Source organism: Sutcliffiella sp. FSL R7-0096 (assembly GCF_038595065.1).
Classification (GTDB): Bacteria; Bacillota; Bacilli; order Bacillales; family Bacillaceae_I; genus Sutcliffiella_A.
The window spans coordinates 2846602-2866682 of the sequence record NZ_CP152003.1 but is presented as its reverse complement, the minus strand read 5'-3'; the positions used below and the strand labels follow the sequence as shown (position 1 = coordinate 2866682).

23 protein-coding genes are annotated in these 20081 nt (G+C 40.6%); 19 read left to right on the top strand and 4 right to left on the bottom strand.

From position 1 onward, the window contains the following. Positions 1-408: 408 nt before the first annotated feature. The 5 genes from MKY77_RS14650 to MKY77_RS14630 all read left to right on the top strand — a co-directional run bounded on the left by MKY77_RS14650 (position 409) and on the right by MKY77_RS14630 (position 5150). Positions 409-1554 carry an SMP-30/gluconolactonase/LRE family protein gene (locus tag MKY77_RS14650; protein ID WP_339146582.1) on the top strand — a complete coding sequence of 382 codons (1146 nt, stop codon included), beginning with the start codon at positions 409-411 and terminating at the stop codon, positions 1552-1554. Between the two features lie 16 nt (positions 1555-1570). Further along, positions 1571-2086: an NUDIX domain-containing protein gene (locus MKY77_RS14645; RefSeq protein ID WP_339146581.1), complete on the top strand. Its 516-nt coding sequence runs from the start codon at positions 1571-1573 to the stop codon at positions 2084-2086. A gap of 104 nt (positions 2087-2190) precedes the next feature. After that, positions 2191-3912: a WG repeat-containing protein gene (locus MKY77_RS14640; RefSeq protein WP_339146580.1), complete on the top strand. Its 1722-nt coding sequence runs from the start codon at positions 2191-2193 to the stop codon at positions 3910-3912. 236 nt (positions 3913-4148) lie between these two features. Further along, a complete protein-coding gene (locus MKY77_RS14635; protein ID WP_339146579.1) occupies positions 4149-4463 on the top strand; it encodes a hypothetical protein in 315 nt (104 codons plus the stop codon). A 72-nt stretch (positions 4464-4535) separates the two neighbouring features. Beyond that, positions 4536-5150, top strand: coding sequence for a hypothetical protein (locus tag MKY77_RS14630; protein ID WP_339146578.1), 615 nt, complete (start codon positions 4536-4538; stop codon positions 5148-5150). Between the two features lie 216 nt (positions 5151-5366). Here the strand turns inward: MKY77_RS14630 and katA are convergent, their stop codons facing one another. Then, entirely contained in the window at positions 5367-6827 is a 1461-nt protein-coding gene (katA, locus tag MKY77_RS14625; RefSeq protein ID WP_339149830.1) for a catalase KatA, read from the bottom strand. Between the two features lie 192 nt (positions 6828-7019). Here katA and MKY77_RS14620 point away from each other — a divergent pair, with 192 nt between their 5' ends. After that, positions 7020-7274 (top strand): YqkE family protein, encoded by a 255-nt coding sequence (locus MKY77_RS14620; RefSeq protein ID WP_339146577.1) that lies wholly within the window; start codon positions 7020-7022, stop codon positions 7272-7274. Next, positions 7275-7796 (top strand): GrpB family protein, encoded by a 522-nt coding sequence (locus MKY77_RS14615; RefSeq protein WP_339146576.1) that lies wholly within the window; start codon positions 7275-7277, stop codon positions 7794-7796. Between the two features lie 35 nt (positions 7797-7831). Here the strand turns inward: MKY77_RS14615 and MKY77_RS14610 are convergent, their stop codons facing one another. The 3 genes from MKY77_RS14610 to mciZ all read right to left on the bottom strand — a co-directional run bounded on the left by MKY77_RS14610 (position 7832) and on the right by mciZ (position 9681). After that, positions 7832-8146 carry a hypothetical protein gene (locus MKY77_RS14610; RefSeq protein WP_339146575.1) on the bottom strand — a complete coding sequence of 105 codons (315 nt, stop codon included), beginning with the start codon at positions 8144-8146 and terminating at the stop codon, positions 7832-7834. Positions 8147-8530: 384 nt separating this feature from the next. After that, complete coding sequence (locus MKY77_RS14605; RefSeq protein WP_339149829.1) at positions 8531-9451, bottom strand: aldo/keto reductase; 921 nt, start codon at positions 9449-9451, stop codon at positions 8531-8533. A gap of 80 nt (positions 9452-9531) precedes the next feature. Further along, positions 9532-9681: a Z-ring formation inhibitor MciZ gene (gene mciZ, locus MKY77_RS14600; RefSeq protein ID WP_339146574.1), complete on the bottom strand. Its 150-nt coding sequence runs from the start codon at positions 9679-9681 to the stop codon at positions 9532-9534. A gap of 73 nt (positions 9682-9754) precedes the next feature. Here mciZ and MKY77_RS14595 point away from each other — a divergent pair, with 73 nt between their 5' ends. The 12 genes from MKY77_RS14595 (at position 9755) to spoIIAB (ending at position 20080) form a co-directional block, all read left to right on the top strand. Further along, the gene (locus MKY77_RS14595) at positions 9755-10306 is read left to right on the top strand and encodes an NUDIX hydrolase (protein WP_339146573.1); all 552 of its coding nucleotides are present in this window, start codon (positions 9755-9757) and stop codon (positions 10304-10306) included. A gap of 9 nt (positions 10307-10315) precedes the next feature. Then, entirely contained in the window at positions 10316-11482 is a 1167-nt protein-coding gene (locus MKY77_RS14590) for an endonuclease Q family protein (protein ID WP_339146572.1), read from the top strand. A 129-nt stretch (positions 11483-11611) separates the two neighbouring features. Then, positions 11612-12253 (top strand): stage II sporulation protein M, encoded by a 642-nt coding sequence (gene spoIIM / locus MKY77_RS14585; protein ID WP_339146571.1) that lies wholly within the window; start codon positions 11612-11614, stop codon positions 12251-12253. Between the two features lie 111 nt (positions 12254-12364). Next, positions 12365-12832, top strand: a complete 468-nt coding sequence (locus MKY77_RS14580) for a Fur family transcriptional regulator (protein ID WP_339146570.1) — start codon at positions 12365-12367, stop codon at positions 12830-12832. Positions 12833-12971: 139 nt separating this feature from the next. Continuing rightward, a complete protein-coding gene (locus MKY77_RS14575; RefSeq protein WP_339146569.1) occupies positions 12972-13199 on the top strand; it encodes a YqzK family protein in 228 nt (75 codons plus the stop codon). Positions 13200-13205: 6 nt separating this feature from the next. Continuing rightward, positions 13206-14096, top strand: coding sequence for a site-specific tyrosine recombinase XerD (xerD, locus tag MKY77_RS14570; protein ID WP_339146568.1), 891 nt, complete (start codon positions 13206-13208; stop codon positions 14094-14096). A gap of 216 nt (positions 14097-14312) precedes the next feature. Then, positions 14313-15497, top strand: a complete 1185-nt coding sequence (deoB, locus tag MKY77_RS14565) for a phosphopentomutase (RefSeq protein WP_339146567.1) — start codon at positions 14313-14315, stop codon at positions 15495-15497. Between the two features lie 13 nt (positions 15498-15510). Then, positions 15511-16326, top strand: coding sequence for a purine-nucleoside phosphorylase (locus MKY77_RS14560; protein WP_339146566.1), 816 nt, complete (start codon positions 15511-15513; stop codon positions 16324-16326). Between the two features lie 204 nt (positions 16327-16530). Next, positions 16531-17835 (top strand): pyrimidine-nucleoside phosphorylase, encoded by a 1305-nt coding sequence (locus MKY77_RS14555; RefSeq protein WP_339146565.1) that lies wholly within the window; start codon positions 16531-16533, stop codon positions 17833-17835. A gap of 150 nt (positions 17836-17985) precedes the next feature. After that, on the top strand, positions 17986-19149 hold the full coding sequence (locus MKY77_RS14550; RefSeq protein ID WP_339146564.1) for a D-alanyl-D-alanine carboxypeptidase family protein: 1164 nt from the start codon (positions 17986-17988) through the stop codon (positions 19147-19149). A 140-nt stretch (positions 19150-19289) separates the two neighbouring features. After that, positions 19290-19640, top strand: coding sequence for an anti-sigma F factor antagonist (gene spoIIAA, locus MKY77_RS14545; protein WP_063560591.1), 351 nt, complete (start codon positions 19290-19292; stop codon positions 19638-19640). Then, the gene (gene spoIIAB, locus MKY77_RS14540) at positions 19640-20080 is read left to right on the top strand and encodes an anti-sigma F factor (protein WP_063560592.1); all 441 of its coding nucleotides are present in this window, start codon (positions 19640-19642) and stop codon (positions 20078-20080) included. Before spoIIAA ends, spoIIAB begins: the two co-directional genes overlap by 1 nt. The last annotated feature ends 1 nt before the right edge of the window (position 20081 follow it).

Genomic DNA, 20081 nt, shown 5'->3' with positions numbered 1-20081 from the left:
ATAAAACAAGCTAGAGCTTCTTGAGAGCAGGTCATTCCCATCAGGACTTGTACAAACTCACTATCAAGTGATAAGAAACGAAGATTAGCAGGTGTAACTCTGATGAGAGTGCACCTGCTTTTTTATTTTTGTGTGAAGTAAAGGTGCTTCTACCGTTTACGCTTCGAATTCTACCATTTTATTGCCTAGTTCTACATTTCCCACAATAACTTCTACATTTCCCAAGTAAACTTCTACACTTAAACTCTAAACTTCTGCCATTTCGCTTAATAGCTACATATTTAAAAGTAGGTAGAATAACATTGAAAGTATACAATCCTGTTGGTTATCCTTATTTTTATTTACTGATACGCATGTATGATAGATAATAAGTAATATATGGTAGTTATTGGAGTTGGAGGAATAACTATGAAAAAACGCATCAGTCTTAAAGTTATTACTTTTATCGGTACAGTATTTGTTTTGTATCTTTTATTTTGGCCTGTCTCGATTGACCCTGTTGCATGGGAATCTCCAAAACCCGAAGGATATGTTGGTGTTTTTGAGAAGAATATTAGACTAAGTGGGATGGAATATCTATCTATTAAGGAATACGCAGAGCCAGAGCATATAGTCTATCGTGAAGGTTGGTTATATGCAGCTACAAAAACTGGTGCAATTATCCGTGTACGAGAGGATGGTACGGAGTTGCAAGAAATCGCAAATACAAAAGGCAGGCCTTTAGGCTTTGATTTTGATAATGAAGGATCAATCATAGTTGCTGATCCAATGTATGGTAATCATGGCGGGTTACTTAAGATAAGCAATTTTGAAAAAGGTGACGGGGATATTGAACTTATAACAGATATTGGTGAAGAGAATCCCACACACTTTATTGATGCGGTAGTAGTATCTAACAGTGGCACAATTTATTTTACAGATGCATCTCAAAGAATTAAAGCGAAAGAAATAGGTGATGTAGGACGCGCAGGAGAGATAGATATTCTTGAGAATAGAAGTACAGGAAGAGTATTGGCGTTTAATCCGTCTACAAAAAAGACTAAAGTTCTAATGAAGGATATTAGCTTTGCAAACGGAATTGCCTTAAGTGAGGACGAAAAATTTCTCCTTATAAATGAAACGGGAAGATACCGAGTGTGGAAATTAAATTTAGAAGCAGGCCAGGAAGTGAGCACTAAGAAAGAAAGTGAATTTGCAGAAGTTCTCATGGATAATCTACCAGGACTACCTGATAATATGATGCGTGGAGAGCAAGGCAGGATATGGATTGGATTAATCATGCCCAGAAATGAATTTTTGGAACTTAGTTCTGATAAGCCGGTATTAAGGAAAATGGCAATGCGTCTACCAGCTAAAATGTTGCCAAAAGGGGCAGGTTACTCACATGTTATCGCAATTAATGAATCGGGTGAAGTAGTAGAAGATATGCAAAGTAATTCCATACCCTATACGAATATAACGGGAGTAACAGAAACAGACGATGCTCTGTATTTCCACCATCTTAATAATATGAATGCTATTGGGTGGTTAAAAAAAGAAGAAGTAGGCTTTTAGATGAAAGGTGTTAGATATGTATTTTAATAAATTTATAGGGATAGAAAAAATACAAGATAAAGAGTTAAAAGTTAGGGAAGCGGTGAGGGCTGTTGTTATCCGCGATGGCCAAATATTGATGGTTCACTCCAATAAAGGGGATTTCAAATTTCCTGGCGGGGGAGTGGAAGCTGGTGAAACCCATAGAGCAGCGCTTGTCCGGGAAATTGGTGAAGAAACAGGCTACATAGATGTGACAATAGGTAAGAAATTTGGTGTGTATGTGGAAAGAATTGAGGACACCTACAATAAAGATGGTCTTTTTGAAATGATCTCTCATTACTTCTTATGCCAGTGCAGCGGAAAGACTGTTGCTCAACAGTTAGAGGGATATGAGATAGAACAGGAATTTACACCTAAGTGGATGTTGGTGGAAGAAGTGATTACTCAAAATGAGTATGCTATGACTCTACCAGAACATAATGGTTGGATCGAAAGGGAAAATTATGTTTTGCGTAGATTATTGAAGATAATGAAAACCACAAGTTTCTAACAAATAATTAGTGAGACGATCTTTTTTTAACTGGACTTGTTAGGCTTTCACCTATCGTGGCATAACCCCATAAGATATCAAAAACTAATGGGGTGACCACATATATGTTCGGAAGAATAATTAAACCGCGTTTGTTTCCTGCTTCTGTTAGAACAGTTGAAGGAACAAAGTGGGGATATATAGATGAAAAGGGGAAGTTTGTGCTAAAACCGACCTTTGAAGATGCCGGAGAATTCCAGCATAACGGGCTAGCGATTGTTCGCAAGGGTGGGGCAGGGGTTATTACACAAACAGGTAAATTCGTGGTTCGCCCCATGTATAGTTCTATTTTACCTTTTACCGAGGGCCGTGCCATTGCCATGTTAAATGAGGGTGGTTCAGTTGTTTTAAATGAGAAAGGTAAAGTATTGACCCAAAGACCATATTCGTTCATCAGTCCTTATCAGGGAGGCCGAGCGGTTTTTCAGGATTACAAAAATGGGGGAAACACCCTTTATGGATACCTAGATCTCAACGGGAATGTAGCAATACCTGCCCAATATCAGTATGCTTTTGATATGAGTGAGGGAAAAGCACTTGTACAGGTGAAAGATGGCTTGTATGCCTTGTTAGATTCAACGGGAACCCAACTTCAAACTTATCCGTATGAACAGATGAGTGGATTGAGTGAAGGGCTTATTTCTTTTAAAAGGAACTACCAAGATAAAGCCGGGTATGTTGATGTGGCTGGGAATATTGTAATTAAGCCGCAATTTGGGATGGCCTTACCTTTTCAAGGGGGAAGGGCTGTTGTCAATGCTTCTTATGACTATAAAAATAGATACGGATTAATTGATACGGCCGGAAATTACATCATTTCTCCAAGATTCAACGATATTAACCAACTAGGTGGGAACAGAGCAGCAATCGGTAGAGCTATTAACCCTGAGGAACCTTTTGTTGGCTCCATATACGCAATAGCCGATACGTTGAGCGGACAAATTCTGACAGACTTTCAATATGATGCAGTTAACAATTTCAAGGGGGAATACAGCTCTGTAACACAAGGACTTAAAAGTTTCTTTATCAACAAAAGTGGCAGACAGGCGAAAGAACTTCCTGTTATTGATGGTATTGGAACGCTATCTCTGGAAGGGCAATTAGTAAAAGCGTTTGTGGATCAGAGGTTGTCCTATTATGATAAAAGTGGAAATCTAGTGTATGCTCAAAATTCGGTCATCCCGGTAAATAGGAACGTTACTATCCGAGAGGAAAAGTACCGCCCGAATAAGGATTATCTAGTGTATTTTCCCCAGCTGCAAGGGATGAAAAATAAAGAAGCAGAGAAAAAAGTGAACGAAGACCTACGTACGCAATCTCAAATTATACCCGTTCCATCGGATAAACAGCTGGATTATAATTACACAGGTGATTTTTCTGTGCAATATTATAAAAAGAACTTATTAATCTTAGAGCTTAACGGTTACAATTATCCTTTTGGCGCCGCTCATGGGATGCCGACACAAATCATGGTACCGATAGACATTGATTCTGGTAAAATTTATGTATTAAAAGATTTGTTCAAACCGAATAGTGACTTTGTAAAGGTGTTAAGTGATTTGGTTGAGAAACAAATACAGGAAAACCCTGATAATTATTTTCCTGATGCGTTTAAAGGGATTCAACCCGATCAGCCATTCTACGTGTCGAGTGATTCCTTGTTTCTTTACTTTACACCTTATGAAATTGCTCCATATGCAGCAGGGTTTCCGACCTTTAAAATACCTTTTAAGCAGATTGCTAGTATCATTGATAAAAAAGGAGCTTTTTGGCGTTCCTTTCATTAGAAATTGTATAGAACAATGAAAACGGAAAGGGTAGCTTACGGTAAAGCTGCCTTTTTCTATGAGAGAAGTCCATCCCTCCATTCCACGAGCTGAATATCTTATCTATTCATCTAGCCCGGAAGAGGAGTCATAAAAGCTGTTTGAAGAAATTAGAGTGGATGGGAGAGGTTTGTAAAATTTAGTAAATGAGTAAGGTTTCTGGTATAATTTAGTGAAATAGAGTAGGAGGAATGTAGATGGCTAAAGTAGTCTTTGAACGAGATGATCAATTTGCAAACAAGATGAGAAACTATCAGATCCTGGCTAATGAAAAAATCATCGGTGAAATTGCGAATGGTGGTAAGGAAACCATTGATTTAGAACCGGGAACTTACACCTTTCAGATAAAGGTGGATTGGTGTGTAAGTAGAAGTTATACATTGGAGCTTGGAGAAACGGACACGTTGCATTTTAAATGTGGAAGTCCTTTAAAGGGGTGGAGGATTCTCCTATCTTCTGTTTCCATGTCAAAAGAGAATAAATTCGTATATCTTGAAAAGGTAGGCAGCTAAAGGGGGGAGGCTGGTTGGATTCTTGCATTCTACCAGTCTTATTTTTATGCCTATTAAACTGGGAAAATTGGGATGATAACAAGAATACATAAAGTATCACATAGAGAGATGGAGCTGAATGAAGGTTTGATTATTAATTTTGTTTTTATGGGCTTCATATTTTTATTTTCTATATTTATATTGTTTTTAAGTTCAAGGCATAAAAAAGAACTTCACGATTTAGGTGAAAGAAAGGGAATATTTGTTTATTTATGCTTCATTTCAGTAAATTCTTTTGTAGGTTCCGAGGTATTTGACTATGATCCATTACTCTGGATAAGTTTGATAGGGATAATAGGGATAATAATTATATTTTATCCAATTAAAGTGTTAGAGAAATCGAAGGTTGTATTATTGATTGCCATCGTATTAATTATATTTGCTGTCATAAGAGTCCCGACGCACCCTGGTTCATTTGAACAATATATCGATTCCAAGGAAGGGTTTGAATGCTTATTATCTTTTGAATGCGCTAAACTGACGACGGTGATAGCGGAGGATGATACATTAAGCACGAATGTTGAAATTCTACCCGTAAGAGAATCCATTTATGATTGGTATTTAGTGTTTGGAAAGGGCTATATGGAACTTGAAGGAGAGCAGCCTTTCCGGGCAATTAATATTGCCGGCTTCTGGATTGAATATTAAAGTAGCTGCTCCCAATTATCTAATTCGTATTTTCACTCCACAACCACATAGTATGGAATGCTTCAGTTGCTTAGCAGGCTTTTCACATGTTTTGCATATTTTTGTATTCATAAAGATAACCTCCGATTGATTAGATTTAAGGCAGGCACCTGAAAACAGCGCCTGCTTGACAGAAGTGAGAATAAAAGAGAAAAGTAAAGTTAGTAAAATGGTTAACTAGCGTACATTTTGTGGGCTTTTTAATCCAAGCCCTTCTGCAACGCGATTGCCGTAATCCGGATCAGCTTTGTAAAAGTGGTCGACTTGTCGAAGCTTGATTTCTTCATTTTCCACAGGCGCCATTGCCCCGACAATATTTTTTACTAAGCGGGAACGCTCCTCCCCACTTAAAAGGCGATATAGGTCCCCAGCTTGTGTATAGTGATCATTGTGATCATATCCTACGCTGTCCACCACACCTGAAACGGTATAGGCAGCCTGCTTGTTTTCTGGAGTTTCCTTAGGGCCATTTAAGCTGTTCGGCTCATAATAGACGGAACCTCCACCGTTGTTGTCAAATCTCATCTGGCCATCGCGTTGATAGTTATGCACTTCATTGCGTGCGCGATTAATTGGCAGAGCTTGGTGATTGGCTCCAACACGGTAACGATGTGCATCATGATAGGCAAAGAGACGACCCTGCAGCATTTTGTCAGGCGATACATCAATACCAGGTACAAGTGTTCCTGGAGAGAAAGTTGCCTGCTCCACCTCAGCGAAATAATTCTCTGGATTTCGATCCAATACCATCCGTCCAACTTCCATCAACGGATAATCTTTTTGTGACCATACCTTCGTTACATCAAATGGATCAAAACGATAAGTATCTGCATCCTCCATAGGCATAATCTGGACATAAAGCTTCCAAGCCGGATAATCGCCTTTATCGATCGAATTAAATAGATCCTCTGTATGATAATCAGGGTTCTCACCGGCAATCTTCGTTCCAACCTCTTCAGTCAGGTTTTTTATACCTTGTTCTGTTTTAAAATGATACTTGATCCAAACTCCTTCACCTTCTTCATTCACCCATTTGAACGTGTGGCTTCCAAAACCATGCATGTGTCTGTAAGTAGCAGGAATGCCACGATCAGACATCAGGATGGTCACTTGGTGAAGGGATTCAGGTGAAAGTGACCAGAAATCCCAAACGGCATTTGGATTTTTCAGATGAGTTCGAGGATGACGTTTTTGGGTATGGATGAAGTCGGGAAACTTTATGGCATCTCTAATGAAGAACACCGGTGTATTGTTTCCGACAATGTCATAGTTCCCGTCCTCTGTATAGAATTTCACAGCAAACCCTCGTGGGTCACGAACTGAATCCGCGGAACCATTCTCACCCGCTACTGTAGAAAATCGGACAAATAGGGGGGTGCGTTTTCCTATTTCTGAAAGGAATTTTGCCTTCGTATATTTTGTTACATCATTTGTGACTTGGAAGTATCCATGTGCACCTGCACCTTTGGCGTGCACTACACGCTCAGGTACGCGTTCGCGGTTGAAATGGGCAAGTTTCTCTAAAAGATGTACATCTTGTATGAGGGTTGGCCCTCTTGAGCCTGCAGTGATGGAGTTTTGGTTATCTCCCACTGGAGCCCCCCAGCTTGTTGTAAGTCTATTATTTGTTGTCAATATCCTTCACCTCGATTTAAAAAATAAGATTACATTTATAATGATAACAGTTATCAATCAAAAATCAATACTTTTTTATAATTATTATAAAGTAATAATATATATCTTTAAAAATGGTTTATAATTTAATGTGTGTTTATAGACAAATAGTAATTTGCTATACTATTAGAAAATGTTGATAGGAGTGAGCTTGTCTTGAAGAAAAAGCATAGGAAGAATCATAGTCCAGTGACGGGTAAGAAGGAGGAGAAAGTGTCATTGAAGGATCAATTAGAGGGAGATGTCTTTTCTAAACTGAAATCCATGAAAGACAAGCTTGTCCAAACAGAACAACAGCAAAAAGAGCAAGAAGCAGCAAGAATAAAAGAAGAGAAGCGAATGAAAGAGAAAAATAAATCATTTGAAGAGTTGTTTGAGGAGAGCAATCAGAATTGGAAAGAGTTTAAGTAGATGCCTAGAAAAATGGAAGTACAGGATTACAATCCTGAATGGGAAAGAGAGTATCTGTTAGAAAAGAATCGCTTGCAACATGTTTTAAAGGAAGTGGCCATAAAAATTCATCATATCGGTAGTACTGCCATTCCAGGAATTAAGGCAAAGCCGATAATTGATATCTTAATAGAAGTTACTTCAATAGATGAATTGGATGAACTAACTAAGGAAATGAAAGAATTGGGCTACGAGGCTAAGGGAGAAAATGGAATAAAAGGTCGACGTTACTTTCAAAAGGGGGGAGAAGCAAGGTCTCATCATGTACATTGCTATTTGGAAGAAAATGAGGAAATTAGAAGGCATCTCTTGTTCAGGGACTACCTAAGGGCTTTTCCTCTAAAGGCCCTTGAGTATAGTAAATTAAAAGAAGAGCTGTCTGCCGCATTTCTATATGACCCGGAAAGGTATGTGAATGGAAAGTCAGAGTTTGTACGTCGAACAGATAGAGATGCATTGATATGGGGAAACAATAAGAGATAATGGCCCAAAGGAATCGTTATCTCTATTGGTGAAATCTAGCCCATGAAAATTGTCATTCCAAAGTATACTCCCACACAAAGCATAGATCCTAGTAAGAATGGTCCTATTCTTAGAGTAGGTGTTGTATGCTTAGGGGTATATCTGCCAGCCATGGAGTCTAATACTGCTGCTTCGGAATTTTTGGTGAAAATATCTCCGGACGAGCTTGTGAAGAATGCAATGAAGACAAAGAAGAGTGAACCAAAAAACATGGTGCTTAACAGGTTGAAGTCAAAGTATGTGGAAATTCCAAAGAGAATACCAATTTCAATTGCTAATACAAGCAATAATGTAATAATGTATTTTTTCATATATCCTCCTCCTTCCAAAGAATGAGTCATTTACTATACGTTTTAGTATGGAAAAAGTTTCAATTTATTGCTCTTCCTAACTCCTTATTTTAAATAAAGTAAAAGCAGTATCCCTATTAGGGACACTGCTTACAGACTGACTGTTGACAAACCTTATATATTTTAAGATTTAAAAGTAACTGTTGATCTTCGTTCCAGGCGCTTCGCTTTCCTGCGGGCGGTCCGGAAGCCTCCTCGGGCTTACGCCCTGCGGGGTCTTCCCTGTCCCTTCCTCCCGCGGGAGTCTTCGCGCCTTTCACTACGATCAACACGAGAATCTCATCATATTGAATAATAATTAACTTTGTCTACACACTAAAAGCAGTTTCCCTATTAGGGAACTGCTTAGCCTCGATGTGTTTCATAAATAGACTGTTTCAAAAGCTCTTTATATACTTTGTAATCATCCTCCGACAGCCCTTGTTCGTAGATGGCACTGACATTTGCCTCTAATTGACCAAGGGAACTTGCGCCAGGGATAACTGCGGCAACTGCCGGGTGTGTCAGGCAATAATGGAAAGCGGACGATTGAAGCGGTTTTTCACCAGATAGTTGTGTGAGCTTAGGCAAAAGTGCAGAGAGGTCTTCATTGCTATAATCAAGGTAGCTTTTTCCATTGAATTTATCCTGTAGCTTTTCAAGCCCACGCTCTGACAGTAATCCTTTTGCCAATGGGCCTCGAGCAATCACACTGATTTTGTTTTCATGCAAGTAATCCAGCCATTCTTCTGGGCGTGTATCAAGCATGCTATATTGCATCATGACAGAAACAATGGATGATCTTTCGACAAATCTCTTTATCACATTGGGTCTGATAGAGGATATTCCATATTCACGTATATATCCGCCTTTTTTTAATTCCTCGAATGCTTCAATGGTCTCGTCAGTCGGGTCATCAATCGTCCCTCCGTGAAGCTGATACAGGTCGATATAGTCGGTTTGCAGTCTATGTAAGCTGTCTTTTACTGCAGAGAGGATATGTTCTTTGCTGGGATCCCATTCCCACCCTTCCTTACCAGAAGTCCAACTGTTTCCAACTTTGGTGGCAAGAATGACTTTTTCCCGCTGTCCCTTTAGAGCCTTCCCCACTATTTCTTCATTTTTCCCAAAATCGTAGAGATCGGCTGTATCAAGATAATTGATCCCAAGGTCCAGGGCTTTCTTTACAATTTCTGTCGCTTTCTTTTCTTCCGTTCCAAGAGACATACAGCCAAGTCCAAGCTGGCTTACATATAACTCGGATGTTCCAAGTTGCTTTTTAGGTATCAAAAAAAGCCCTCCTTTTTGGCTATTTTACCTAAAAGAGGGGGCATTCTACAAATGATTACCTTTTAAATTTATGTTAACTAACAATGGTGCTTATCAATACCATCTTTTAAAGCATTGATCCAGGTTGTAACATATACATGATGAAGAGCAGCTTCCTGAAGTTTGTTTCTGATTTCCCAAGCTTTTCCCACCAAAATGATATTGTGTGGACGAACATAGACCTTCATTTTGCTTCCTCCCATCCCCTGTATGGTAGAATGTATGAAGAAGTGCAAGACAACAGAACAAGGAGCGGTCAGGATGGATCATTTAAAAGAAAAAACTTTACATCGTGAAAAATTATTTTCAGGAAGAATCATTGATTTGTATATGGAGGACGTTGAACTCCCGAACGGTAAAACCAGTAAGAGGGAAATAATTAAACACCCAGGGGCAGTGGCGGTTATTGCGGTAACGGCTGATAATAAAATTGTCATGGTCCGCCAATACAGAAAAGCGATGGAGCGGGCATTGGTTGAAATTCCTGCTGGCAAGCTTGAAAAGGGAGAGGAGCCGGTAGTGACGGCCAAAAGGGAACTTCAGGAAGAGACAGGGTACACCTGTGAGGAGTTGGAACCATTGATTTCTTTTTACACCTCCCCGGGATTTGCAGATGAATTGGTTCACTTATTCATTGCAAAGGGGTTGAGAAAAGATTCCGAAGAACATCATTTAGATGAAGATGAGTTTGTAGACCTTTTGGAAGTTTCATTGGAAGAAGCGATGGATCTTATTGAAAAGAAGGAGATCTATGATGCAAAAACGGCCTATGCGGTGCAGTATTTGCAATTGCAGACGTTGATTCGAAAGTAGGGAAGGGTCATGAAGGAATATTTTGTGGACTTACATATACATCTAGGACGTACTGCCAGTGGCAGACCGGTCAAAATCACAGCCTCCAATAAGTTGACATTGGAGGCTGTTTTGGACGAAGCGCGCTTTCGAAAAGGGTTGGATATGATCGGAGTTATCGATTGTCAAGTGCCAGAGGTATTGGTAAGTCTAAGGAATTCTCTGGCTTCTGGTGAGGTTTCGGAGTTATCAGATGGCGGAATCCGGATTGGTGACTTAACACTTATTTTAGGAGTGGAAATAGAAATTTTTGATGAGAATTGCCAAGGTATGATTCACGCACTATGTTATATGAAGACAGTGGAGAAAATGGTAGAATTCTCAAACTGGCTAAGTAAGCGCATGAAAAATGTGACGTTGTCCACTCAACGGGTTTATGAAAATGCAACTGAAATTCAGCGTGAGGTAAAAAGGTTGGGCGGTTTATTTATACCAGCCCATGTTTTTACACCTTTTAAAAGTTTGTATGGAAAGGGTGTGAAAGGGAGCTTGAGCGAGGTGTTCGAACCAGAACTGATTGATGCGGTGGAACTTGGTTTAAGTTCCGACACCTCTATGGCAGAGAGGTTGGGGGAACTAGCGATGTATGCCTTCCTTTCTAATTCTGATGCTCATTCTGTAGGAAAAATTGCGAGGGAGTACCAAAGGGTGAGGATGAAGGAGCCGAGTTTCGAGGAGTTGCGACTGGCTTTGAAGGAAGAGGAAGGGAGAAGAGTGGTGGCTAATTATGGTCTGAGTCCCCAGCTTGGAAAGTATTTTACGACGGTTTGTGAAAAGTGTTTTTCTCACTCTTTACAAGGGATGGATGCATGTAATGTGTGTGGTCATGCCAAATTCATAAAAGGGGTTTCCGATCGGATTTCGGAGCTTGCTGATAGGAACGCCCCCGGAAGAACTCGTCCACCGTATATCCATCAGGTGCCGTTGGATTTCATACCAGGGGTGGGGCCCAAAACCTTAGCGAAATTAAGAGGAGTCTTTGGAACAGAGATGGGGATATTGCATGAAGCAAGCTACGAAGAATTAGTGGCAGTTGTCGGTGAAAAGGTCGCGAGTCTGATTGTGGCTGCCAGAAGTGGAAAATTGGCTTTTAAAGCCGGCGGGGGAGGTCGATTTGGTCGAATAAGTGAAGAATGAGAATACTACCCATGAGTTGTCAATGACTCCTCCGGAAAGGAAAAGTCCGAAAAAATTTCTCCCTCTCAAGAGTCATACTTCCTCACCTCTATCATACAATCTACTAAGTGAGTGATAGGAGGAAGAGGGATGAAAAAACAGTCGCGGTTTACTATTTTACTAGGGCATTTAAAAGAACACTCCTCTCTATATCTGTTTATAGTCGTACTTTTTTTTATGGGAGTGATATTCGGGGCCATTGTGGTCAATAGCATGAATTTTTCGCAAAAACAGGACCTATTTGTGTACCTGAGCCGTTTTTTTGGACAAGTGGAAGAAGGGCAATTCGCAAATTCAAAGGATATTTTCTTTCAAAGCTATTTTCACAATATAAAATATGTTCTACTTATGTGGGTGCTTGGTATTTCTATTATCGGGCTTCCGGTGATCTTGATCTTGCTATTCCTTAAAGGGGTTGTAGTGGGATTCACGGTTGGCTTTCTTGTGAACCAGCTTAGCTGGAAAGGGTTCCTTTTATCATTTGTGGCTATCCTTCCACAGAACATGATTGCCATTCCGGCTTATATTATCATTGGGACTTTGGCGGTGGCTTTTTCCTTGAAAATGATAAGGCAACAGTTCGTGAAAAGGATTTCGGAACCATTTTTTCAGCAATTCATCAGGTACAGCATGGCGATGGGCTTCATCTGTTTATTGCTTGTGGCAGCATCACTAATCGAAGCGTTAGTATCACCGGTGTTTATGAAATCAGTTATTTCTATATTAGATTGATACTTATATGATAATGATTATCTACACTTGTTTATAATCATTATTTTTTTCTTTGACAGTTTCCCCCCCTTTCGATAAAATAAAAAGGTAAAGCGAGGGAGGGAACGAAAGATGGAAACCAGGATAGATCGCATAAAAAAACTGCTGCACTCCGCTAGCTATAAGCTGACTCCTCAAAGGGAATCAACGGTCCGTGTGTTGCTAGAACATGAAGAGGATCATTTAAGTGCGGAAGATGTCTACCTCCTCGTAAAAGAAAAATCACCTGAGATTGGACTAGCTACGGTATACCGTACATTGGAACTACTAACTGAACTTAAAATTGTCGATAAAATAAATTTTGGTGACGGAGTATCAAGATACGACCTTCGTCAAGAGGGAGCCAAGCATTTCCACCATCACTTGGTTTGTATCGAGTGTGGAGCGGTAGATGAAATCCAGGATGATTTGTTGGAAGATGTAGAGGCGATAGTAGAACGCGATTGGAACTTTAAAATTAAAGATCACCGATTGACCTTTCACGGCATTTGTCACCGATGCCAGGAGCCGGAAAGTTCAACAGAAGAAGAAAATACATAAACCTTTTCCAACCATTATGGAAAAGGTTTTTTTATTTTCCACATAACATGAATTTAAAAGGTATAAATCTTCATTATTTTGTCATACCTTCTAATAAGACAAGTATAAGGGAAACTTGTACAATTGGAGGTCGACTTTCATGAAGAGTATCATCGATTCATGCTATAATACATTTAAAGTCTTCATTTTATTTACGGGCTGCACGGTTTTATTCTACTATGGAATCATGTGGATCAATCAAGAGTATCAGAATTATCACCGCTATGATGAACCGGAGGGTGCGGCGGTGAAAGTGACAAAAATGGTGGAGGGAAGGGACGAGGGCTGGTTGCAGCGCTTAGTGTTCTTCTATCATTACGGGGAGTAGAGGGTATTGCAGGATCAATTAAAAGATTTTATTCATTTCTTGGTAGTGGAAAAGGGACTTGCAACGAACACGGTGGTGTCTTATGAGCGTGACTTGAAATCCTATCTTCTCTATTTAAATAAGGTGGAAGAGGTATCATCCTTGGACGAGGTAACTCGTGCCACCATCATTCAGTTCTTGAAATTCCTCACAGATAAAGGAAAATCGTCCAAAACGATAGCCAGGCATATTGCCTCCATTCGTTCGTTTCATCAGTTCCTGCTTAGGGAGAAAGTTACAACACAGGATCCAACCGTACATATCGACCGGCCGAAGCAGGAGCAGAAACTTCCACAGGTAATGTCGGTGGAAGAGGTACAGGCCTTACTGGAAGTCCCAGACACCTCCAAGGTATTTGGAATCCGGGATAAAGCAATGTTGGAACTTCTGTATGCAACTGGTATGCGTGTATCGGAGCTTATATCCCTGAATCTTAGCGACGTTCATATGACGATGGGGTTTGTAAGATGTATCGGAAAAGGTAATAAAGAAAGAATCATTCCGTTGGGGAAAATGGCTCAGAATGCCTTAGTTTCTTATATAGAAGAAAGTCGGAATCAATTAACCAAAAAGAAAAGTCCAGATGCTTTATTTGTTAACCTTTATGGAAATCGCTTGACGCGACAAGGCTTCTGGAAAATTTTGAAGAAGTTGACGAAAGAAGCTGGGATCGAAAAAGAGCTGACTCCGCACACATTAAGGCATTCCTTTGCCACACATCTACTGGAAAATGGAGCGGACCTTCGCGCAGTTCAGGAGATGTTAGGACATGCCGATATCTCCACCACCCAAATATACACTCATGTAACAAAAACCCGCATGAAGGATGTTTATTCCATGTTTCACCCAAGAGCATAGATTCAGTTCTGTTTGCGGTAGTGGAAGAGGCTGTTCAAACTATCTGAACAGTCTTTTTTTATCATTTTAATTGCAAGATTGAAAGCGCTTGTTTATACTGGGATTAGAGGTCAGACTTCTGACAATTAGAAGTATACACATGTATGACTATCCTCTTTAAAAAAGGGGAAAATACAAGAGGTAAACCGAGATCGATAGTTTGTAGGAGGTTACGAAATGAGTTCTTATACATATAAAAGGGTGTTCCTTGTCGTGATGGATTCTGTTGGGATCGGTGAGGCACCTGATGCAGAAAAATTCGGTGACAAAGGTGCCGATACATTAGGTCATATTGCGGAACATATGAACGGGTTAAACATGCCGAATATGGCGAAGCTCGGTCTAAGTAATATTAAAGAAGTAAAGGGTGTACCAAAAGCACAAAACCCACTTGCTCATTATACGAAAATGGAAGAAGCATCAAGCGGCAAAGACACCATGACTGGCCACTGGGAGATTATGGGATTGAGGATTGATACACCTTTCCGTGTATTCCCTGACGGATTCCCTGATGAGTTAATTCAGGAACTGGAAGAGCGGACTGGTCGCAAAATTATTGGAAACATCCCTGCGAGCGGAACGGAAATCCTTGATCAGCTTGGCCAGGAACACGTTGATACAGGGGCATTGATTGTCTATACATCTGCAGATTCCGTGCTTCAGATTGCAGCACATGAAGGCGTCGTTCCAATTGAAGAATTGTATGACATCTGTAAAATTGCACGTGAGTTGACATTGGATGAAAAATATATGGTAGGCCGTATCATTGCGCGTCCTTTCATTGGGGAAGCAGGCAACTGGAAACGTACATCCAATCGTCATGACTATGCCTTAAAACCATTCGAACGTACGGTCATGAATGAACTTAAGGATAGCGGTTATGATGTCATTTCCATCGGGAAGATATCGGATATCTATGACGGAGAAGGGGTCACTCAATCTCTTCGCACCGTATCTAATATGGATGGAATGGATAAATTGGTGGAAACGACTGCAATGGATTTCACAGGAATAAGTTTTTTGAATCTGGTTGATTTTGATGCGGTTTTTGGACATAGAAGGGACCCGGAAGGATACGGAAAGGCCTTGGAGGAGTATGATGCGCGACTCCCTGAAGTGTTTGCGAACCTTCAAGAACAAGACCTTTTGATCATCACAGCCGACCACGGAAACGATCCAACGGCACCTGGTACAGATCATACTCGTGAATATGTTCCGTTATTGGTGTACTCACCTCAACATAAAGAAGGAAAACAGTTGGATATCCGTAAAACATTTGCCGATATCGGCGCTACGATTGCAGACAACTTTAATACAAGAATGCCAAAGCACGGAAAAAGCTTTTTACAAGACTTAAACTAGGAGGAGCGTAATCATGAATTTAGAAGCTATCAAAAAATCTGCTGATTATATAAATGCAAAATTATCAAACAAACCGGAAATCGGTCTTATCCTTGGGTCAGGACTAGGTGTCTTGGCGGAAGAAATCCAAAATCCAACAGTAATTCCTTACAAAGAGATACCTGAGTTCCCTGTTTCCACAGTGGAAGGGCATGCAGGACAGCTGGTCATCGGTACATTGGAAGGAAAAACGGTCATCGCGATGCAAGGACGCTTCCACTTCTATGAAGGCTATGCAATGGATAAGGTGACATTTCCAGTTCGTGTTATGAAATATTTGGGTGTAGAAAAATTAATTGTTACCAATGCTGCTGGTGGTGTCAATGAAAGTTTTGAAGCAGGAGATTTGATGATCCTATCCGACCACATCAACAACATGGGAACTAATCCACTGATCGGACCAAACAACAATGAGCTTGGAGCACGTTTCCCAGATATGTCAGAGCCATATTGCAAAGAATTGCGCAAATTGGCTAAAAACGTTGCGGCAGAAATCGGCCTAAAAGTTCAAGAGGGTGTATACGTTGGGAACACTGGTCCTTCTTATGAAACACCTGCAGAAGTAAGAATGCTTCGTACACTTGGTGGGGACGCGGTGGGAATGTCCACTGTACCTGAAGTTATCGTTGCTCGTCATAGTGGGATGAAGGTGCTTGGAATCTCTTGTATTTCAAACATGGCAGCAGGTATCCTTGACCAACCATTAACTCACGACGAAGTAATGGAAACAACAGAAATGGTAAAAGCAAACTTCCTTCAATTCGTAAAAACAATTGTAAAAGGGATGTAAGTTATTTTTTCAAATGTTTATTTCAAGGTTAATATAGAATATTTCAGCTGTTGAATTTAGCAGAGGGCAAAGACTCCATCGGTTGGTTGAGACCCCTGAAGAGTTGTGAGGAGGCTTAAGCTTCGCCCCTCGGAAAGCAAAGCCCGGAAATCAACAGATGCGTCAATTGCAGTCTATTTTAAAGAAAATAAGAGGTGTTTCGGGATGAGAATGGTAGACCTTATTCAAAAGAAGCGAGACGGAAAAGAATTAGCAACCGATGAAATTCAATTCATCGTCAAAGGATTTACAGACGGATCCATTCCTGACTATCAGATGAGCGCATTTTCCATGGCGATTTTCTTCCAAGGAATGAGCGATCAAGAGCGCGCAGACTTGACAATGGCAATGGTTCACTCCGGTGACACGATTGATCTTTCTGCAATCGAAGGAATTAAGGTAGACAAGCACAGTACAGGCGGGGTTGGGGACACAACAACATTAGTACTTGCTCCACTAGTAGCAGCTGTTGGTGTACCTGTTGCTAAAATGAGCGGACGCGGCCTTGGTCACACAGGTGGAACAATTGACAAGCTTGAGTCAGTTCCTGGCTTCCACGTAGAAATCGACAATCAGGAATTCATTGACTATGTAAACAAAAATAAAGTAGCCGTTATCGGACAGAGTGGAAACCTTACTCCTGCGGACAAAAAGCTTTATGCACTGCGTGATGTGACAGCAACTGTAAACAGCATCCCGTTGATTGCAAGTTCCATCATGAGTAAAAAGATTGCCGCTGGAGCAGACGCCATTGTATTGGACGTGAAAACTGGTGCCGGCGCATTTATGAAAGACTTGGAAGAAGCGAAAAAGCTTGCAAAAGCCATGGTGGATATCGGGAACAACGTAGGACGTAGAACAATGGCTGTTATCTCTGATATGAGCCAACCGCTTGGCTTTGCGATCGGTAACGCTTTGGAAATCAAGGAGGCAATCGACACGTTACGTGGCAAGGGTCCTAAAGATTTGGAAGAGTTATGCCTGGAGCTAGGTAGCTACATGGTTCTTTTAGCAGAAAAGGCTTCTACATTAGAAGAAGCGCGCGGTATGCTGGAAGAAGTTATCCGTTCTGGAGCAGCAATTGAAACCCTGAAGACTTTCTTGGAAGCTCAAGGGGGAGATGCTTCAGTTGTTGATAATCCAGAGAAGTTACCTCAAGCTAAACATGTGGTTGAGCTTGAAGCAAAAGAAGCTGGTGTGGTTTCTGAGATTGTAGCTGACTCTGTTGGTACTGCAGCTATGCTCCTGGGGGCAGGCCGAGCGACTAAAGACTCCGAGATCGATCTGGCAGTAGGTATTGTCCTTCGCAAGAAGATTGGAGACAAAGTGGAAGCTGGAGAATCACTTGCTACGATCCACAGTAACCAAGAAGATCTTACAAAAGTAAAAGAAGCATTGTATGAGAGTATTAAAGTGGAAAAAGGGGATGTAAAAGTTCCACCGCTTGTTTACGATACGATTTCTGAATAGTAATGAATGGTTTAGAGATAGTCCTGCCTTAGTGGTGGGGCTTTTTTTTGTATTCTTTGTTAAATAATTTACCTCCACTTCCAAAACTTAGTATAAAACCAATCTTTTTGGAAAAAATGTGAAGTATGGAATATGATTGGAGGTCTAAGGATGAAAAAGTTTATAACCGCAATAATTGCAATTGCTTTTACTTTTTCCGCATTTAGTCCTGTTGTAGGGGCGGAAGAAAAAGGTGTTCAACTTACAGAGAATGCAAGATCTGCTATTTTAATTGAACGAGATACTGGCCAGGTGTTGTATGAGAAAAACGGACACGAAAAATTGCCGCCGGCGAGTATGACGAAAATCATGACAATGCTATTGATAATGGAAGCCCTTGATAAAGGTGAATTGACGTGGGATGAGAAAATCAGAACAAGTGAGTATGCAGCATCGATGGGAGGATCGCAGATTTTCCTTGAGCCTGGTGAAGAAATGACTACGGATGAAATGTTGCGTGGTATCGCGATAGCTTCAGGGAACGATGCCTCTGTCGCGATGGCTGAGCGTATTGCGGGTTCTGAAGCAGCATTTGTTGAGATGATGAATGCAAAAGTAAAGGATCTGGGGCTTAAAAACACTAACTTCCAAAACCCTACTGGATTGCCTGCAAAAGACCATTATAGTACTGCAAATGATATGGCGGTAATGGCAAAGGAATTACTTAAATATGAGGGCATCACCAAATATACAGGTCAATACGAGGACTATCTTCGACAAAATACGGATAAGAAGTTCTGGCTGGTCAATACAAATAAGCTAGTAAGGTTCTATCCTGGAGTGGACGGTGTTAAAACCGGTTTTACGCAAGAAGCTAAGTATTGTTTGACAGCAACGGCAAAAAAAGACAATATGCGTGTCATTGCTGTTGTGTTTGGAGCTCCAACACCGAAAGATCGAAATGCACAAATCACTAATATGCTTGATTTTGCTTTTAGTCAATTTAAAACGCACCCGATGTATGAAAGAAACGAAGCGGTAGCGAAGGTTGATATCAGTAAAGGTTCTGAAAAAGAAGTGGACGCCGTTACAAGCGAACCGATTTCCGTTCTAACGAAAAAAGGTGAAAATATTGATAATGTGGAAAAACAGATCACTGTCGACGAAAACGTGAAGGCTCCTGTTAAAAAAGGAGATAAAGTTGGCGTCCTCGTCCTGAAAAAAGACGGAAAAGTACTGTCGCAAAGCGACCTTGTTGCTGGAAAAGACAGCATGGATGCTAGCTGGTGGCAATTATTTAAACGGTCCATGGGCCACTTTTCAAAACTAGATTAATCATAACACAGAAACTATAGTAGCTTTTTAGAACAATGGATTTTAGCGAATTAACACTAGTTTTGTCTTTAGGCAGGAATTCCGAATTTAAATATAGAAATTGACTCACTGAACAAAGTTTCCACAAGGGGGAAAGTGCAGTGAGTCTTACCGTTGATTTAGAAGTCAAACAGAATGTTCTTTGTGTTCGTTTAGCAGGAGAATTGGATCACCATACAGCTGAAAACTTGCGAAATCAAGCCACAGCCATTATTGAAAAGCACCAGATTTCACATATTATTTTGAATTTGGAGCAATTATCCTTTATGGACAGCTCGGGACTTGGGGTCATACTTGGCCGGTACAAGCAAATTAAGAATAACGGTGGAGAAATGGTGGTTTGTTCCATTTCACCAGCAGTTAAACGACTTTTTGAAATGTCAGGATTGTTCAAGATTATCCGTCTTGAAGAAAGCGAACAAAATGCCCTGCAGAAATTGGGGGTGGCATAATGAATAATCAAATGCACCTGCAATTCTCTGCACTTAGCCAAAATGAATCGTTCGCAAGGGTAACTGTAGCGGCTTTCATCATGCAATTGGATCCGACCATGGATGAGTTGACTGAAATTAAGACAGTTGTATCAGAGGCAGTGACAAATGCCATTATTCATGGTTATGACAACGACCCTAAAGCCACTGTTTACATCTCTGTCGAATTAGAGGACGGAGCTGTCCATATCACCATTAAAGATGAAGGTATGGGAATTGATGATGTAGAGGAAGCTAGACAGCCGTTATACACTACTAAGCCTGAGCTCGAGCGTTCTGGTATGGGGTTTACCATCATGGAAAACTTTATGGATTACGTAGAAATTCATTCATCAAGAGAAACAGGCACCTCAATCCGTATGACCAAGTATTTAGCTAAGAGCAAAGCGCTTTGTAATTAAG

Coding starts and splice junctions, on each gene's coding strand:
- MKY77_RS14650 (WP_339146582.1), top strand. CDS start 409: ATGAAAAAACGCATCAGTCTTAAAGTTATTACTTTTATCGGTACAGTA.
- MKY77_RS14645 (WP_339146581.1), top strand. CDS start 1,571: ATGTATTTTAATAAATTTATAGGGATAGAAAAAATACAAGATAAAGAG.
- MKY77_RS14640 (WP_339146580.1), top strand. CDS start 2,191: ATGTTCGGAAGAATAATTAAACCGCGTTTGTTTCCTGCTTCTGTTAGA.
- MKY77_RS14635 (WP_339146579.1), top strand. CDS start 4,149: ATGGCTAAAGTAGTCTTTGAACGAGATGATCAATTTGCAAACAAGATG.
- MKY77_RS14630 (WP_339146578.1), top strand. CDS start 4,536: ATGATAACAAGAATACATAAAGTATCACATAGAGAGATGGAGCTGAAT.
- MKY77_RS14615 (WP_339146576.1), top strand. CDS start 7,275: ATGCCTAGAAAAATGGAAGTACAGGATTACAATCCTGAATGGGAAAGA.
- MKY77_RS14610 (WP_339146575.1), bottom strand. CDS start 8,146: ATGAAAAAATACATTATTACATTATTGCTTGTATTAGCAATTGAAATT.
- mciZ (WP_339146574.1), bottom strand. CDS start 9,681: ATGAAGGTCTATGTTCGTCCACACAATATCATTTTGGTGGGAAAAGCT.
- MKY77_RS14595 (WP_339146573.1), top strand. CDS start 9,755: ATGGATCATTTAAAAGAAAAAACTTTACATCGTGAAAAATTATTTTCA.
- MKY77_RS14590 (WP_339146572.1), top strand. CDS start 10,316: ATGAAGGAATATTTTGTGGACTTACATATACATCTAGGACGTACTGCC.
- spoIIM (WP_339146571.1), top strand. CDS start 11,612: ATGAAAAAACAGTCGCGGTTTACTATTTTACTAGGGCATTTAAAAGAA.
- MKY77_RS14580 (WP_339146570.1), top strand. CDS start 12,365: ATGGAAACCAGGATAGATCGCATAAAAAAACTGCTGCACTCCGCTAGC.
- MKY77_RS14575 (WP_339146569.1), top strand. CDS start 12,972: ATGAAGAGTATCATCGATTCATGCTATAATACATTTAAAGTCTTCATT.
- deoB (WP_339146567.1), top strand. CDS start 14,313: ATGAGTTCTTATACATATAAAAGGGTGTTCCTTGTCGTGATGGATTCT.
- MKY77_RS14560 (WP_339146566.1), top strand. CDS start 15,511: ATGAATTTAGAAGCTATCAAAAAATCTGCTGATTATATAAATGCAAAA.
- MKY77_RS14555 (WP_339146565.1), top strand. CDS start 16,531: ATGAGAATGGTAGACCTTATTCAAAAGAAGCGAGACGGAAAAGAATTA.
- MKY77_RS14550 (WP_339146564.1), top strand. CDS start 17,986: ATGAAAAAGTTTATAACCGCAATAATTGCAATTGCTTTTACTTTTTCC.
- spoIIAB (WP_063560592.1), top strand. CDS start 19,640: ATGAATAATCAAATGCACCTGCAATTCTCTGCACTTAGCCAAAATGAA.